The organism is Shewanella waksmanii, assembly GCF_043643685.1.
GTDB classification, from domain to species: Bacteria; Pseudomonadota; Gammaproteobacteria; order Enterobacterales; family Shewanellaceae; genus Shewanella; species Shewanella waksmanii_A.
The window spans coordinates 1-1148 of record NZ_JBHZSN010000033.1 but is presented as its reverse complement, the minus strand read 5'-3'; the positions used below and the strand labels follow the sequence as shown (position 1 = coordinate 1148).

The 1148-nt window shown below is 57.2% G+C and carries 1 protein-coding gene; it reads right to left on the bottom strand.

The window, feature by feature from the left end:
• On the bottom strand, window positions 1–1148 hold a 1148-nt coding region (locus ACHUFW_RS21770; protein WP_394206069.1), incomplete at both ends, for an Ig-like domain-containing protein.

The following is a 1148-nucleotide window of genomic DNA, read 5'->3' as shown; positions in this document are numbered from 1 at the left end:
ACCACGCCATCGCCGTCATCGTGAGTGATGACATTGCCGCTGACCATCGCGCCTTCATCGACACTGAAGCTGTCATCTTCGGCGATCGGCTCATCGTTGACCGCACCGACGTTAAAGGTCACGGTCGCATCATCGCTGTCGGTGCCATCGCTTAAGGTGTAAGTGAAGCTTGGATCTGTCTGGGTAGGATCGCTGCCATCGTGGGTGTATTCAAAGGTGCCGTCGGCTTTGATGCGCACGGTACCGTTGGCCACGCTGAGGGTCTGACTCCAGCCATCTTGACCGAACACCAACAAGGTGCCGTTGATGTGGGTCACGGTTAACGCCGCGCCATCACCGCCATCGCTATCAACCACGCCATCGCCGTCATCGTGGGTGATGACATTGCCGCTGACCATCGCGCCTTCATCGACACTGAAGCTGTCATCTTCGGCGATCGGCTCATCATTCACTGCCGCCACACTGATGGTCACGGTCGCATCATCGCTGTCGGTGCCATCGCTTAAGGTGTAAGTGAAGCTTGGATCTGTCTGGGTAGGATCGCTGCCATCGTGGGTGTATTCAAAGGTGCCGTCGGCTTTGATGCGCACGGTGCCGTTAGCCACGGTAAGGGTCTGACTCCAGCCATCTTGACCGAACACCAACAAGGTGCCGTTGATGTGGGTCACGGTTAACGCGCCGCCATCACCGCCATCGCTATCAACCACACCATCGCCGTCATCGTGAGTGATGACATTGCCGCTGACCATCGCGCCTTCATCGACACTGAAGCTGTCATCTTCGGCGATCGGCTCATCGTTGACCGCACCGACGTTAAAGGTCACGGTCGCATCATCGCTGTCGGTGCCATCGCTTAAGGTGTAAGTGAAGCTTGGATCTGTCTGGGTAGGATCGCTGCCATCGTGGGTGTATTCAAAGGTACCGTCGGCTTTGATGCGCACGGTGCCGTTAGCCACGGTAAGGGTCTGACTCCAGCCATCTTGGCCAAACACCAACAAGGTGCCGTTGATGTGGGTCACGGTTAACGCGCCGCCATCACCGCCATCGCTATCAACCACACCATCGCCGTCATCGTGAGTGATGACATTGCCGCTGACCATCGCGCCTTCATCGACACTGAAGCTGTCATCTTCGGCGATCGGCTCATC